This window comes from Microbacterium sp. NPDC055521, assembly GCF_053619695.1.
In genome coordinates this window covers 16,510-31,639 of record NZ_JBSHJX010000008.1, presented here as the reverse complement: position 1 = coordinate 31,639, position 15,130 = coordinate 16,510, and the positions used below count along the sequence as shown (strand labels likewise).

Below are 15,130 nucleotides of genomic sequence, written 5' to 3'. Positions count from 1 at the left end.
TCAGAATAGTCAGAACAGCCCCGTCGGAACGTCGGCGGATGCCAGGACGCCCTTCTTCGCGACGATCGAGAGCTGCTGCACCTCGTCGGCGGTCAGCTCGGGAAGGCGCTGCACGAGTTCGAGGAACCGCTCGATCTCGGCGGCGTCGAGCACGGGCTGCGCGAGCACGCGGAACTTGCGGATGTAGTTCTCGCGCACGAACGGGCGGGCGCCGAGCGGGTGCGCATCGGCGACGGCGATCTCGTCGATGACGGTGCTGCCGTCGGTCAGGGTGATCTCCACCCGGCCCCCGAACGCCTTCTCGGTGATGTCGGTCGAGTGGTAGCGGCGGGTCCACTCGGGGTCCTCGACCGTGGTGATCTTGTGCCACAGCTCGACGGTGTCGGGGCGCTGCGCACGCTCGGGCGTGTACGAGTCGACGTGGTGCCAGGTACCGTCCTGCAGTGCGACGGCGAAGATGTACGGCACCGAGTGGTCGAGCGTCTCGCGCGACGCCGTGGGGTCGTACTTCTGCGGGTCGTTGGCGCCCGAGCCGATCACGTTGTGCGTGTGATGACTGGTGTGCAGCACGATCGAGTCGATGTTCGCCGGGTCGCGCAGGGCGGGGTTGTCGGTGCCCAGTCGGCGGGCGAGGTCGATGATCGCCTGCGCCTGGTACTCCGCCGAGTGCTCCTTCGTGTACGTGTCGAGGATCGCCCGCTTCGGCTCGCCTGGTGCGGGCAGCGGCACCTCGTACGAGGCGTCCTTGCCGTCGAGCATCCAGGCGATCACGCCGTCTTCGCCTTCGTAGATCGGCGATGGCGAGGTCTGGCCGCGCATCGCGCGGTCGACGGCTTCGACGGCCATCTTCCCGGCGAACGCGGGGGCGTGCGCCTTCCAGGTCGAGATCTCACCCTTGCGGCTCTGGCGGGTGGCGGTGGTGGTGTGCAGTGCCTGGCCGATCGCCTGGTAGATCGTCTCGGCGTCGAGCCCGAGCAGGGTGCCGATGCCGGCCGCGGCCGACGGGCCGAGATGCGCGACGTGGTCGATCTTGTGCTTGTGCAGCGAGATCGCCTTCACGAGGTCGACCTGGATCTCGTAGCCGGTGGCGAGGGCGCGCACGAGCGCGTGCCCGTCGGATCCGACGTGCTGCGCGACGGCGACGATCGGCGGGATGTTGTCACCGGGGTGCGAGTAGTCGGCTGCCAGGAAGGTGTCGTGGTAGTCGAGCTCGCGAACGGCGACACCGTTCGCCCACGCCGCCCACTCGGGGCTGGTGCGCTGGTCGAGCGGGCAGCCGAACACGGTGCCGCCCTTGCCGCCGGTCGAGACCGGGTGGCTGAACGCCTGTGCGCGCGCCGCGTTGATCGGGGCACGGGTGAGCGATGCCGCGGCCACCGCCGCGTTGTCGATCACGCGGTTGATGATCATGTCGGCGACCTCGGGCTCGACCTCGACGGGGTCGACGGCGACCTGGGCGATCTTCCAGGCGAGCTGCTGTTCACGGGGCAGCTCTTCTTCCGAGCGGTAGACGCGGACGTGGTGGTTGACGGTCATCGTGTTCCTTCCGTGAGGGACTGCAGGATGCTCTCGAGAGCGTTGTGCAGGTGGACGTGGGTGGCGTGCGCGGCGAGGTCGCCGTCGCGGGATGCCAGGGCGCGGGCGATCAGCTGGTGCTCCGCCGCCGAGGCGGCGAGCCGCTCGGGCTTGTCACGCGCCATGCGCCGCACCCGCACGAGGTGCGTGCGGACGGTGCGCAGCGCCGAGCTGAGGTAGTCGTTGCCGACGGCGGCGTCGAGGTCGGTGTCGAGCCGGGCGATGAGGGCGTAGTACGCGTCACGGCCCTCGGCCCTCGCGAGATCGACGCGGCCGAACTCGTCGGCCAGAGCGGCGAAGGCACTGGCATCCCCCCGCCGTGCCGCGAGGCGGGCCGACGTCTCCTCGAGAGCCCGCCGGATCTCGAACAGCGAGCGGATGTCGTCGGCGTCGAGCCCCGCGACCACGGTGACGCGCGGCGACTGCTGCACGACCAGACCGTCCGCGGCGAGGCGACGCAACGCCTCGCGCAGGGGTGTGCGGCTCACGCCGAGACGAGCGGCCTGCTCGACCTCGGCGAGCACGGCGCCAGGCGCGAGCGCGCCCGACTGGATCTCCTCGAGCAGCGCTTCGTACGCGCGATCACTTGCGCGGATGCGTTCGACGACGGTACCCATACGAGACAGCGTATACACAACTGCCTCGATTGGCCACTGATTTAGGGTTGAACGGCTTTTACGTATACATACCGGCCACGGCGCGACCCGCGCCGTGGCACGGTCGGACCATCAGGCGGAGGGCTGCGGTTCGATGATCGGCTGCGCCACGGCGGGTTCGCCGAGCTTGACCACGACCACGCCGACGAGCACGAGCGCGCCGCCCAGCAGCTGCACGGGCCCGGGAAGCTGGCCCAGCAGCATCCACCCGAACAGCATCGCCGCGACCACCTCGGCGAGCGCGACGAACGACGCCAGACGCGAGCCGAGCATGCGGGTCGAGGCGATGCCCAGCACGTACGCCAGCGCCGTCGCGAAGATGCCGATGGCGAGCACCGGCGCGAACCAGGGCACCGTGCCGAACCGGTAGGTGACATCGTCGAGTGTCCAGGTCATGGGCAGCGCGCCGACCACGCCGGCGAGAGTCAGCCCGAGGGCGCCGAGCAGCAGCCCCGCACTCGCGAGCACGAGGGGCGGCAGGCCCGTGTCAACGCGTGCGGAGAGCACGAAGTACGTCGCCGCGCCCACCATCGCGGCCAGCGCCCAGACGATGCCGCCGGCGTCGATGCGCGCCCCGGTGAGCACATCGAGCATCAGCACGAGGCCGACGAATGCGACGACCGCGCCCAGGATGCTGCGCCGCGTCGGTCGCTCACCCCGGCGCAGCCACAGCCACAGCACCACCGCGACGGGCGCGGTGTACTCGATCAGCAGGGCGATGCCGACGTCCATCACCGCGACGGCCTGGAAGTAGCACAACTGGGTGGCGGTGACGGCGAGCAGGCCGTACGCGACGATCATGCCGGCGTTGCGGCGCAGCAGACCCCACCGCCCGCGCAGCGCCAGCACAGCGGGCACGAGCAGCACCAGAGCGGCCACCCAGATGCGGGCGGTGACGGCCGCGCCCGGCGTCCATCCCGCGTCGATCAGGCCCCGCGCCCACGCTCCCGACATACCGAACGACAGCGCCGCTCCGAGCGCGACGACGAGCCCCGCGCCGGTGCGCCGTGCTTGATGCGTAGCTGATCCCATGACCCCCGAGGCTACCGCCGCCTCGACCCGCGCGCCGCCTCTCGCTCGGGTATGAGTTCGTGCCGCATCAATCGCGCTGGAGCGGCACGAACTCATACCGGAAGCAGTAGCGGAGGGGTCAGGTCGTGCCCTCGTAGAGGCCGATGTGGTTGCCGTCGGGGTCGACGATCACGGCCCAGGAGCTGGTGTCGGTGATCGGGCTCTTGTCCAGCGCCACCGTCGCACCCGCCTGCGTCGCCGCGGCGATCGTGTCGTCGATCGAGTCGACCTCGACGTACGAGCGGGGTTGCGTGAAGCCCTCCGAGCGCGGCGCCAGCCCGCCGCCGGAGATCCCGTTCGGGGCCTGCCACATGGGGTAGCCCTCGAAACCGGGCATCTCGGCGATGCTCCAGCCGAACAGGGTTCCGTAGAAGTCGCTCGCGCGTCGCATGTCGGTCACCGGGATGTCGATGTGCGTGATGTCTCCGTGCGCCATTGCCTCGTCCTCTCATCCGTCGACGGGGCCATTGTGCGCCCGAGTGGCCGTCGGTTCAAGGGCTTGCCCGAGTCAGGCGCACCAAGCGCCTCTCGGGATGCTGCGGCTCAATAGGGGACGGTGAAGATCCGCTCCTGCGTGCCCGGTTCGGCCGCGGCAGGCAGCGGAACCAGCTTGAGGAACTCCTGGTCGTCGGTGTCGATGCACCACTGCAGCAGGCTCGCCCGCATCTGCTCGCGCACCGCGTCGAAGGTCGATTCGACGGCGAGATTGCGGCGTTCCCCCGGGTCGGCGACCACGTCGTGCAGCTGCTCGCGATGACGGCCCCAGCTGTACACCGTGTACTTGTACCGGCCGCGGTAGACCGCGCGGCCGCGGGTGAGTGGCGGGTCTGCGCGCTCGAACCGGGTCTCGACGCCGACAATGCGCCCGGAAGGCGGATGCCCGCTGCCGTCGATCGGATCGACGTCGGCCGCGCCGGCGTCCGCGGGGTCGGCGAACGGCAGCGCTCGCCCATGCAGCGCGGCGGGCACAGGCACACCGGCGGCCTCGAGCAACGTGGGCAGCACGTCCAGTCCCGCCGATACCGGGCCGGTTCGCGGTCCGGCCACCACGCCCGGCCCTGACACGATCAGCGGCACACGCACGCACTCCTCGAACAGCGCCGTCTTCTGATTCCACCGGTGCGCGGCGTCGCCGTCGCCGTGATCGCTCGTGAAGACGACCAGCGTCGTGTCGGTGAGGCCCGCGTCGTCGAGCGCATCCAGGATCCGCCCCAGCTGCGCATCCGCCCGCTCGACGAGCCGTCGGTAGGCGGCGCGGTACTGCCGCCACTCCTCGGGCGTGTACCCCGCGGTGCCGTAGGTCTGCTGCGCGGCGTGCTTCTCGAAGCGCACCGCCTCGGCCTCGAACGGCGCCGGGTCGAAGTTCGCCGGCAGGGGCGGCGCATCGCGCACCGCACCGGGATCGACGTCGCCGTAGGGCATGGGCTGGCGGCGCGCATACTCGCAGACGCTGTGCGGATCGTCGAACGATGCGAACAGCAGGAAGGGACGCGACGCATCCGCCCGGCCTTGCAGCCAGACCACCGCCGCGTCGGCGAGACCGCGATCGCCGAAGGGGTGCAGCACGTCGAAACCGGCGTCGGGCGGTGCGCTGGGCGAAATCGCGTGCCACTTGCCGGCGTAGGCGCAGTCGTAGCCGGCGGCGGCGAGCAGGTGCCCCATGCTGTCGGAGCGCGCGCCCGGCTCCGCGGCCTCCGCGCCGGTGCGGTTGCCGACGACGCCGAGCTCGTGCGGCATCCGCCCGGTCAGAAGCGACGCACGCGACGGCACGCACAGCGGGAAGGTCACGGCGGCGCGGGTGAACTCCGCCCCCGATCGGCGCAGCCGATCGAGGTGCGGAGTGTCGACCCAGCCCTCATCGCGGTCGATGACATGCGCGCCGAGCTGGTCGGCCATCACCACGAGCAGGTTCGGGCGCACCGCGGCCGTCATCACTTGCCCATGCCGAGGGTGAGCCCCTCGGTGAGGCGACGTCCCAGCCACAGGTAGATCGCCAGCATCGGCAGCACGACGATGCAGAGCCCGGCGAACAGCCCGCCCCAGTCGGCACCGGAGTACGTCTGCTGCTGGATGAACGAGATCAGCGCCACCGGCAGGGTGTACTTCTCGGTGGACTGCAGCAGCGTCAGCGCCAGGAGAGTCTCGTTCCAGTGCGAGATGACCTGCAGCACGAAGGCGGTGAGGATGCCGCCCTTGGCCAGAGGCAGCGTGATGCGCCAGAAAGTGCCGAAGGCGGTCGTGCCGTCGAGAGCCGCGGCCTCCTCCATCTCGATCGGCAGCGAGCGGAAGAACGCCGTGAGCAGGAACACGGTGAACGGCATCGAGACGCCGATGTACACGAGGTTGAGACCGATCAGGCTGTCGGTGAGGTACACCTCGTTCAGCATGACGAACAGCGGGATGACGATCACCTGGGCGGGGATGCCGAGCCCGAGCACGAAGTACATCGTCAGCGAGTTGGTGAGCCGGTTCTCGACGCGGCTCAGATAGTACGCCGCGGGAGCGGCGAGCGCGACGGTGAGGAACGACGAGACGAGCGTGGTCACGACGCTGTTCATCGTCGCCGTCGCGAAGTCGCCGACGGTCCAGGCGGTGACGAAGTTCACCGGGTCGAGCGAGGTGGGCATCCCCCACGGCTCGGCGAGGATCGAGCGGGTGTCACGGAAGGCCTGAATGACCATCCACACCATCCACGCCACGTTGAGCACGACGAAGGCCCACAGCAGCACCAGGCCGATCCCGCGGATCACGCTGCGGTCGTTTCCGATCGCGGCTCCGCTGCGGCGACGGGGGCGGCGATGCTCGGGAGGCACCACGAGGGTGCGGGTGGTGTCTTCGGTGAGTGTCGCAGTCACGATGTCTCCTAGAATTCGATCGCTTCGCGCTTCATCACGCGGCGCAGCAGCAGCACGAGCACCGACACGAGGGCGAGCGACAGCACGGCCGAGGCGGATGCGGCCCCGTAGGCGGGCACGGATTCGCCGGAGAAGGCGGTGACGTAGGTGTACACCGCGGTGGTCCAGGTCTGCGTCGGCGGCATGCCCGCACCGGTCGAGCCGCCGAAGATCCAGATGATCTCGAAGATCTTCACCGACGAGATCGTCCACAGCACGGCGCAGGTGCCGAACACGTCCCAGGTCAGCGGCAGGATGACGTGACGCAGCCGCTGCCACGCGTTCGCGCCGGCGAGGGCGCAGTCCTCGTAGTAGTACGGCGGGATGCGGTCGACGCCGGCCATGAGGATCGTGGTGAAGTATCCGGTGGTGATCCACGTCATCATCACCATGATCAGCGGGAACAGGTTGTCCTGCGAGAGCCAGGCGGGCGGATCAGTGACGCCGAAGGCGCCGAGCAGGGTGTTGACCAGGCCGCCGGGGTTGAAGATGAACCCGGCGAGGACGCCGAAGATCATCGCGTTGACCAGGTGGGGGAAGAAGATCACCGAGCGGGCGATCTTCTTGCCCGCCATGTCGCGCAGCACCAGCGTGAGGGCGAAGGCGATCACGAAGATCGCGAGCCCGACGACGAAGAGCAGCAGCAGCGTGTTGCCGAACGAGCGCAGGAACAGCTTGTCGTTGAACAGGCGAACGTAGTTGCCCCATCCGACGAACTCCATGGGGCCGGCACCGGCCCACTTGTTGAAGCTGATCCAGATCGCGTACACCGAGGGGACGACGAACAGGATCGTGTACAGCACGAAGGCGGGGCCGACGAACGGCACGAACAGGCGGCGGCGCGCCTGATCGATCGTGCTGCCCCCTCCCCGCCGCCCGCGACGGGCGGCGGGGAGGGGTGCGGCAGGCGCCAGGGCGACGTCGGTCACGAGTTCTGCTCCCAGTAGTCGATCTGACCCGTCTTCATCGTCTCGACGAACGTCTTCGCGTCGGTCTTGCCGAGCACGAGGTCGCTGAGCGCGGGCCAGAGCAGCTTCTCGGTGTAGCCGGGGAAGCTGATGCCGTCGTTCTGCATGTAGTACGAGTCCGCGGCGTCGAGCGCCTCCTTGACGGTCGACATCTCCTCGCTCACGGCGGCGTCGGCGCGGATCGGGATGATCTTGGCGTCGTTGCCCAGGGCGTCCTGGTACTTCTTGTTCAGGAAGAACGCGGCGAACTTCTGTGCGTTCTCGGCGTTCTTCGCGCGGGCCGGCACGGCGAAGCCGACGAAGTCGGCGCGCGCGCTGTCGCCCAGCGTCGGGAACGGGAACGACGAGTACTCGAAGCCGTCGGCGGCGTACGGGCCGGTCTCGGTGGGGATCCACGTGCCGTTGAAGAGCATCACGGCCTTGTCGTCAGCCCAGACCTGCTGCTGCGCGGGCCACTTGCTGGCGTTGTACCCGTCGACGAAGTAGTCGCCGTTGACGAGCTCCTCGATCATCTGCGCGGCTTCGAGCGCCTCGGGGTCGTCCCAAGCCTTACCGGTCTTGTCGGCGGCCATCTCGCGCAGCGAGCCGGGGCCCGCCAGGCCGACCATCGCGGAGGTGTACCAGTAGGCGTTGTAGCCGGCCACGTCACCGTCGATGGCGATCGGCGTCTCGCCCGCCGCCTTCATCTCGTCCATGGTCGCGAGGAAGTCGTCCCAGGTCTGCGGGGCGTTGTCGACGAGCTCGGGGTGCGCGGCCTTGTTGAACCAGATCGCGTCACTGGTGAGCGAGTAGGGCAGCATCCAGGGGGCGTCCTCGCCCTTCACCGTGAGCACGTCGTCTTCGAGATACGCCTCGGGGATCAGCGAAGACACCGTGTCGCCGTCGACGTCGGCCGCGTACGCCTCGGTGAGGGGCTTTGCCTGACCGGTCTCGGCCAGCACGGGTGCGGTCTTCGCGAACGAGCCGTCGACGAGGTCGGGCACTTTGTTCGTGTTGAGCGTGGGAACGGTCTTCTTGAGGTTGTCGCGCCCCTGCCACTGGACGTTCACCTCGATGCCGGTCTCCTTCTCGAAGTCGGCGATGGCCTGGGCTACCACCTTCTGCTGGGCTTCGCCCTCTTTCCACATCGCCCAGTAGGTGAACTCCCCGGAGTCGCTGGATCCGCCGCTTGACGCGGACGAGCATCCGGCGGCGGTGAGCGCGACCGCGCCGATGAGGGCAAGTGCTGTGACCTTACGGATCTTCGCCATCGGATTTCCTTTCGTCTGTGCGCGGCATCGTTGCCTGCATGGGTCGACTTTCGCCCCTCGATACAAGAGTATTCAATGAGTATTCCGAGATCAGTTTCGGTTTCGCTTCCTTCACGGGGCGGAACACCGGTCGCCGACGACGTGAGCAGAGGAGAGGAATCGAGGAATACGTCTTTATTCCTCTCTTCGTAGGCCGAAGAATCAAAGGAAGAACGACGGAGGGGATCGGCATGGCCGGAAAGCGTGCAGCGGTGCGCGACGCGGAAACGCGAGGGTTGAAGTTCGAGCTCCTCGCCGATCAGCTGCGTCGCGGCATTCTGGCCGGCACCTGGACCGCAGGTCAGAAGCTGCCCACCGAGCAGGAGCTGTCGAAGGAGACGGGCCTGTCGCTGACCACCGTGCGTCGGGCGTTCGACGAGCTGGTGGCCGAGCGGATCGTCGTGCGCCGCCAGGGCGCCGGCAGCTTCGTCGCGCACATGCGTCCGCGGGAGGAGCGCACCCGTCGGCGCATCGGGGTGCTGCTGCCCGACACCCAGTTGTACTACCCGCGGGTGCTGCAGGGCATCGACGAATCGCTGCAGGCAGCGGGCGCCTCGCTGCAGCTCGCCACTTACCGGTATCAGCCCGAGCGCGAAGACGACGCGATCGCGTCGCTGATGGACGCCGGCGTCGACGGCCTCATCCTGGCGCCCACGCTCACCGGGCTGGATGACCCGCTGGCCCGCGCCCACGAGCTCATGGCGCTGCCTGTGCCGGTGGTGCTCGTCGAGCGCAGCCTGGCCGACGGCGGGCCCGCCGACACCACCGAGCACGTCTGCTCGGATCACGCCGGCGGCGCCTACGACGCGATCGCTCATCTGGCCCGCCTCGGCCATTCGCGCATCGCCCTTCTCACGCGGTCGGCCACCGTCACAGAGTTCGGCATCGTGCGCGGCTACCACCGCGCCGTCGCCGATCTGGGACTGCCTGGGGGGCTCGAGTTCGCGCAGACGAAGCAGGAGTGGGAATCCGATTCCGGTTCCTCGGCCTTCACCGCGCTGCGCGAGTTCAGGGCCACCGCCGCCCTCGTGTTCGGCGACCGGGAGGCCGCCCTGCTGCAGGGTGCCGCGCGCAGGGCGGGGGTGCGCATCCCCGACGACATCGCTCTCGTCTCGTACGACGACGAGGTGGCCGACCTCGCCGAGGTGCCGCTCACCGCCGTGGCCCCGCCCAAGTACCGCATCGGCCGCATGGCCGCTGACGTCATGCTGCGCCGGCTGGTGGAGGGCGACGAATGCCCGCTGCACCAGATCCGGCTGCGGCCGCGCATCGTCATCCGTCGCTCATGCGGCGCGAGCGCACTTCACCAGGATTGATAGAGGAGACACACGTGCGGATCGGATTGATCGGAGCCGGGGCGGTCGCCTCGTACCACTGCACCGCAGCAGCGGCAGTCGACGGCGTCGAGCTGACCGCCGTCTGCGACATCGACGAGGCCGCCGCCCGCAGGGTGGCCTCCGGATGCCCTGACGCGGCCGTCTTCACCGATCATCGAGCGATGCTGCAGTCGGGAGCGGTGGATGCCGTCATCGTGAACACCCCGCATTCCACCCACCTGCCGATCGCCGCGCACGCCGCGGCCGCCGGCGCGCACGTGCTGGTGGAGAAGCCCATGGCCACCACCCTCGAGGACTGCGACCGCCTGATCGCCGCGTGCGAGAGCGCGGGGGTCGCCCTGACGGTGGGGCACATCCAGCACTACCTGCCCGAGAAGGTCGCCGCCGCGAAGGTGCTCGCCTCGGGCGAGCTGGGCGCTGTGCGGATGGTGCGCGACAACCGCAGCACCGACTACCGCCCCGGCACCCGTTCGCCGTGGTTCTTCTCCCCCGACATCGCCGGTGGCGGCGCCCTGATGAACATCGGCGGGCACTGCATCGACCGCTCGCTGTGGTTCGGCGGCGGACGCGCCGTCGAGATGCTCGCCACCACGGTCAACCGCTTCGGCTCGGCGGTCGAAACCGACGGTGCGATGATGCTGCGCCTCGACAACGGGGTCTCCGTGAGCATCGTCGTGCTCAGCGACCCGGCGACCCGCAGCGACCTGCTCACCATCGTGTGCGACCGCGGCATCATCGAGGTCGATCCGCGGCACGGCACCACCGTGCACGCCGACGGCCGCTCGCAGCTGGTGCACCGGACCCACCCGGACGACATCCAGAGCGCCTTCACCGCGCAGCTCGCGGACTTCCGGCGCGTCGCGCAGGGGGCTGAGCCCACGGTGCCGATCGCGCATGCCCGGCACGTGGTCGAGCTCGTCCTCGCGGCGTACCGCTCTGCCGAAGACGGCTCCGCGCTGCTGCTCGCCGACGCGGATGCGCTGACGTGACCCGGCCGAACCTCGTCCTCATCGTCAGCGACGACCAGGGCCCGTGGGCGCTGGGCGCCGCGGGCAATGCCGAGATCCGCACGCCCGTCCTCGACGGGCTGGCCGCGCGCGGCATCCGTCTCGACCGCTTCTTCTGCGCGTCCCCGGTGTGCTCGCCGGCCCGCGCCAGCCTGCTCACCGGTCGGATCCCCTCCGCGCACGGTGTGCACGACTACCTCGACGGATCCCATTCCGGGCACGGCAGCCGCGATCACCTTGCGGGGATGCCGACCCTCACCGATGCGCTCGCCGATGCGGGCTACCGCCTCGGCCTGTCGGGCAAGTGGCACCTCGGGGCCAGTGACGTGCCGCGTCGCGGTTTCGTGCACTGGTACGCCCTCGACGGTGGCGGCAGCCCGTACCACGACGCGGTGATGCACACCGGCGACGGCCGCACCGAGCACGTCACCGACTACCTCACCGATGTGATCGCCGACGATGCGATCGCGTTCCTCGATGCCGAGCAGCAGCACGACGCCCCGTTCTTCCTGGCTCTGAACTTCACCGCGCCGCACAAGCCGTTCGCCGGTCAGCATCCCGCGGAGTTCACCGATCTCTATCGCGGCTGCGCGTTCGAGACCTGCCCGCAGGAGCAGCCCCATCCCTGGCTGCAGACGCTCGAGGGCGCGCCGATCGGCGGCGAAGCCGACACCCGCGAGGCGCTGATCGGCTACTTCGCCGCGGTGACGGCGATGGACGCGGCGATCGGCCGGGTGCTCGACCGGCTGGATGCGCACGGCATCGTCGACGACACCGTGGTGGTGTTCCTCAGCGACAACGGGTTCAGCTGCGGCCAGCACGGCTTCTGGGGCAAGGGCAACGGCACCTTCCCGATGAACATGTACGACGAGTCGGTCATGGTGCCGTTCATCGTCGCGGGCCCGGGAGTGCGGCCCGAGGGTGGGGTGCACGACGAGCTGCGCAGCGCGTACGACCTGCCCGCGACCCTGCTCGAGCTGCTCGGGTTGGATCCCGAGCGGTTCGAGCAGGGTCCGGGGCGCAGCTTCGCGCCGGCACTGCGCGGAGAGCGGCCGAGCGCGCCGCAGCGTCCCGTCGTCGTGCACAGCGAGTACGGCCCCGTCCGCATGATCCGCACCGCCGAGCGCAAGTACGTGCACCGGCATCCGTACGGCCCGCACGAGCTGTACGACCTCGTCGCCGACCCGCGCGAACGGGTGAATCTCGCCGATGATCCCGCGCACGCCGCCGAACTGGCGGGGATGCGCCGGATGCTCGACGCATGGTTCGCTGAACACGCGGATCCGCGTGTGGACGGCCGGGGGCTGCCGGTGTTCGGCGCCGGACAGACCCGCGCCCTCGACGACGACCCCCTGGGCGCCTTCGCGCCGCCCGGATGGGATGGAGCCCCATGACCCGCCGCCCGAACATCCTGCTGATCGTCTCGGACGACCACGGGTACGCCGATCGCTCCGCCCAGGGTACGCCCGGGGTGCGCACGCCGGTGCTCGACCGCCTGGCGGCCGAGGGGGCGACCTGCACCGACGCGTACGTGACCGCGCCGATCTGCTCGCCCTCGCGTGCCGGTCTCATCACCGGGCAGTACCAGCAGCGCTGGGGCGGACTGTGGTTCGACTCGGCCCACATCGGCAGCGTCCCCACCATCGCCGAGCGGCTTCGCGACGCGGGTTACGCGACCGGGTACTTCGGCAAGGTGCACTACGGCGACGAGACCGCCGCCGATCGCGGCGCACCACCGCACCACGGTTTCGACGAGTCGTTCTACGGCCTCGCCGGCCAGTCGATGGGACGCCTGCACTACCTGCACCACAGCGAGGACGCGGTCGCCGCGTACGGCGAGGCCGCGGAGGCGATGGGGGTGCAGCCGTTCTGGTCGGGCGAAGAGCCGGTCGAGTTCGACGGCTTCACGACCGACGAGATCGCCGACCGGGCGGGGGCGTTCATCGAGCGCCGTGCCGGCGAGCAGCCGTTCTTCGCGATGGTCGCCTTCAACGCCGTGCACAACTTCTGCTGGCAGCTGCCCGATGACGAGCTGGCCGCTCGCGGCCTGGAGAGCCCCGGCGACTGGCATCCGGGCGCGTCCGAGTATCTCGACTGGTACGACGGGGCGATCAGCCCGAATCTGCCCGACGGGCGCGCCTTCTACCTTGCGCAGCTCGAGCTGATGGATCGGGCCATCGGTCGCCTGCTCGACAGCCTCGACGCCTCAGGCGTCGCCGACGACACGATCGTCGTCTACCTCACCGACAACGGCGGATCGCAGTGCAACTACGGCGACAACGGCGCGCTGCGCGGCACGAAGTACACGCTGTGGGAAGGCGGCATCCGCGTGCCGTTCCTCGTGCGCTGGCCCGGCGTCGCCGCGGCCCGCACCGTGGTGGGCGAGCCGGTGAGCGCACTGGATCTCGCGGCCACGTTCGCCGCCGCCGCGGGGCTCCCCGCCGACGCCGACGACGACGGACGCGACCTGCGCGCGCTGCTCGCCGATCAGGCCGACGCCGAGACGTCCGACACCGCGGCGTCCGACACCGCATCGTCCGACACCGCGGCGTCCGACGATGCGACGAGCGGCATCCGCGAGCTGCACTGGGACTGCGGCTGGCAGTGGGCGGTGCGCCGTGGCGACTGGAAGCTGCTCTCGGTGACCGGCGACAGCCCGACCGCCGAGTACGTGCGCGAGGTCGAGCACACCAGCACCGGCGACGGGCTGATCCTCACGGATCTTTCCGGTGACCCCGGCGAGCGCGACAATCTCGCCTCCCGCCGTCCGCGGCTGGTCGCTCAGCTCACCCGCGCGCACGAACGCTGGCGTGCGCGGGTGGGGCTGCCGGTCGACCAGACGCCCGAGGGCTGAGCACGTCGACGAGGGCTGCGGCGCCCTCCCATTCGTCGCCCGCGCGCTCGAGCTCGTCGTTCAGCCGTCCGGCGAGCGCCGTGGCACGCGGGTCGTCGGGGCGGTCGTCGAGCTCGTAGGGATCGGCGACGAGGTCGAAGAACTGCATCGTCAGACCCGAGGCCGGATGCCAGGTCGCGACGACCTTCGCCGTGCGCGTGCGCAGCCCGCGCACGCTGCTCGCATCCGACCGCGAGGCGAAGCGGGTGTAGAGCGTCGCGTCGTCGTCGGCGGATGCCGGTGCGTCGGGCGCGCCGCGCAGCGCATCCGAGCGGTCGCGGCCGGCGACGCGAGCGTCGCGCGCGGTGACACCCGCAAGGCCCAGGATGGTGGGCGCGAAGTCGAGGGAGTCCACGACGGTGTGCGACTCCCCCGCCGGGACCAGCCCGGGCGCATGCACGATCAGCGGCAGGCGCATCGACTCCTCGTACGCGACGTTCTTGTACATCAGGGCGTGACTGCCCAACTGCATCCCGTGGTCGGAGGTGAACAGGATCACCGTCGGCCGGGTCGTGTTCTGTGCGGCGACGGCGGATGTCAGTCGTCCGACCTGCTCGTCGACACCCGTGATCGCCGCGAAGTAGTCGCGGGCGACCGCCGCGGCCTCGGACGCGACGGCGGTGCCGTGCGGCACGTTGGGGCGGTTCAGCAGAGTGCGTTCGTCGAGGCCGGCGTAGCGCGTGCGGTAGCGATCGGGGACCTGGTCGAACGGCTGGTGCGGCGGGTTGAGCGAGACCATCAGCGCGTAGGGCTCGTCGCCGGCATCCCGCACGAACTCGATCGCGACGTCGATCTCGTGCTCGGCCGACCACTCGTCCACGTCGACCCGCTGCTCCCGGCCGGCGTCGGTCGTCCAGTAGTGGGGTGCGAGGTGACGGTCGGCCGCGCCGTACGAGTACCAGTACTCGAAGCCGAAGCGCCGGTGCGGGGGTGACCAGGCATCCCACACCTTGCCGTCGTCGCGGCGTCCCTCGCCGAACCGCTCGTCGTCGGCGACCGGCGGCTCGAGATGCCACTTGCCGATGTAGCCGGTGCGCCACCCGTGCTCGCGCAGGGCGCTGGCCCAGGTGGGCAGTCCGTCGCGCAGGCCGACGCCGTCCTGCGCGCTCTCGGAGTTCACGTTCAAGGTCACGCCGTTCAGCTGCGGCCGCATGCCCGTGAGGAACATCGCGCGATGCGGGCTGCACACCGGGTACCCGCTCACCGCCTGACGCATGACGCGCCCGCTCGCGGCGAGGGCGTCGAGGTGCGGGGTGTGCACCGGGTCCTCTCCGGCGACGCCGAGGGATGCGGCGCGGAACTGGTCGGCCATGACGACGAGGATGTTCGGGCGATGCGGCAAGGCGGCCTCCTGGCTCGGATGCCCGCCAGTCAACGCGGTCAGGACGAGAGGATTCAACACCTTCTCCTCTTGAATCCTCTCCTCCCCCGTCGCGACGA

General features: G+C 69.9%; 13 protein-coding genes. 4 read left to right on the top strand and 9 right to left on the bottom strand.

What is annotated here, in order from left to right:
* Positions 1 to 9 precede the first annotated feature (9 nt).
* From ACWGSM_RS09335 to ACWGSM_RS09300, 8 genes are all read right to left on the bottom strand, one after another.
* Positions 10 to 1,536, bottom strand: a complete 1,527-nt coding sequence (locus ACWGSM_RS09335; protein ID WP_452322640.1) for an MmgE/PrpD family protein — start codon at positions 1,534 to 1,536, stop codon at positions 10 to 12.
* Positions 1,533 to 2,192, bottom strand: coding sequence for a GntR family transcriptional regulator (locus ACWGSM_RS09330; RefSeq protein WP_452322639.1), 660 nt, complete (start codon positions 2,190 to 2,192; stop codon positions 1,533 to 1,535). Before ACWGSM_RS09330 ends, ACWGSM_RS09335 begins: the two co-directional genes overlap by 4 nt.
* Positions 2,193 to 2,303: 111 nt before the next feature.
* On the bottom strand, positions 2,304 to 3,263 hold the full coding sequence (locus tag ACWGSM_RS09325) for an EamA family transporter (RefSeq protein ID WP_452322638.1): 960 nt from the start codon (positions 3,261 to 3,263) through the stop codon (positions 2,304 to 2,306).
* Positions 3,264 to 3,381: 118 nt separating this feature from the next.
* Positions 3,382 to 3,738, bottom strand: a complete 357-nt coding sequence (locus ACWGSM_RS09320; RefSeq protein WP_071642173.1) for a VOC family protein — start codon at positions 3,736 to 3,738, stop codon at positions 3,382 to 3,384.
* Between the two features lie 107 nt (positions 3,739 to 3,845).
* Positions 3,846 to 5,234 (bottom strand): sulfatase family protein, encoded by a 1,389-nt coding sequence (locus ACWGSM_RS09315; RefSeq protein ID WP_452322637.1) that lies wholly within the window; start codon positions 5,232 to 5,234, stop codon positions 3,846 to 3,848.
* Entirely contained in the window at positions 5,234 to 6,157 is a 924-nt protein-coding gene (locus ACWGSM_RS09310; protein WP_452322636.1) for a carbohydrate ABC transporter permease, read from the bottom strand. The genes ACWGSM_RS09315 and ACWGSM_RS09310 overlap by 1 nt, the downstream gene beginning before the upstream one ends.
* An 8-nt stretch (positions 6,158 to 6,165) precedes the next feature.
* The gene (locus ACWGSM_RS09305; protein WP_452322635.1) at positions 6,166 to 7,125 is read right to left on the bottom strand and encodes a carbohydrate ABC transporter permease; all 960 of its coding nucleotides are present in this window, start codon (positions 7,123 to 7,125) and stop codon (positions 6,166 to 6,168) included.
* Complete coding sequence (locus ACWGSM_RS09300) at positions 7,122 to 8,414, bottom strand: ABC transporter substrate-binding protein (RefSeq protein ID WP_452322634.1); 1,293 nt, start codon at positions 8,412 to 8,414, stop codon at positions 7,122 to 7,124. Before ACWGSM_RS09300 ends, ACWGSM_RS09305 begins: the two co-directional genes overlap by 4 nt.
* Positions 8,415 to 8,644: 230 nt before the next feature.
* Between ACWGSM_RS09300 and ACWGSM_RS09295 the strand changes: the two genes are divergently transcribed.
* From ACWGSM_RS09295 to ACWGSM_RS09280, 4 genes are read left to right on the top strand one after another with little or no spacing between them, the layout of a single operon-like run.
* Complete coding sequence (locus ACWGSM_RS09295; RefSeq protein ID WP_452322633.1) at positions 8,645 to 9,769, top strand: GntR family transcriptional regulator; 1,125 nt, start codon at positions 8,645 to 8,647, stop codon at positions 9,767 to 9,769.
* A 14-nt stretch (positions 9,770 to 9,783) separates the two neighbouring features.
* Complete coding sequence (locus tag ACWGSM_RS09290) at positions 9,784 to 10,779, top strand: Gfo/Idh/MocA family protein (RefSeq protein WP_452322632.1); 996 nt, start codon at positions 9,784 to 9,786, stop codon at positions 10,777 to 10,779.
* A complete protein-coding gene (locus ACWGSM_RS09285; protein ID WP_452322631.1) occupies positions 10,776 to 12,191 on the top strand; it encodes a sulfatase family protein in 1,416 nt (471 codons plus the stop codon). Before ACWGSM_RS09290 ends, ACWGSM_RS09285 begins: the two co-directional genes overlap by 4 nt.
* Positions 12,188 to 13,651: a sulfatase family protein gene (locus ACWGSM_RS09280; RefSeq protein ID WP_452322630.1), complete on the top strand. Its 1,464-nt coding sequence runs from the start codon at positions 12,188 to 12,190 to the stop codon at positions 13,649 to 13,651. The genes ACWGSM_RS09285 and ACWGSM_RS09280 overlap by 4 nt, the downstream gene beginning before the upstream one ends.
* Here the strand turns inward: ACWGSM_RS09280 and ACWGSM_RS09275 are convergent.
* On the bottom strand, positions 13,584 to 15,089 hold the full coding sequence (locus tag ACWGSM_RS09275) for a sulfatase family protein (protein ID WP_452322629.1): 1,506 nt from the start codon (positions 15,087 to 15,089) through the stop codon (positions 13,584 to 13,586). The genes ACWGSM_RS09280 and ACWGSM_RS09275 overlap by 68 nt on opposite strands.
* Between the last annotated feature and the right edge of the window lie 41 nt (positions 15,090 to 15,130).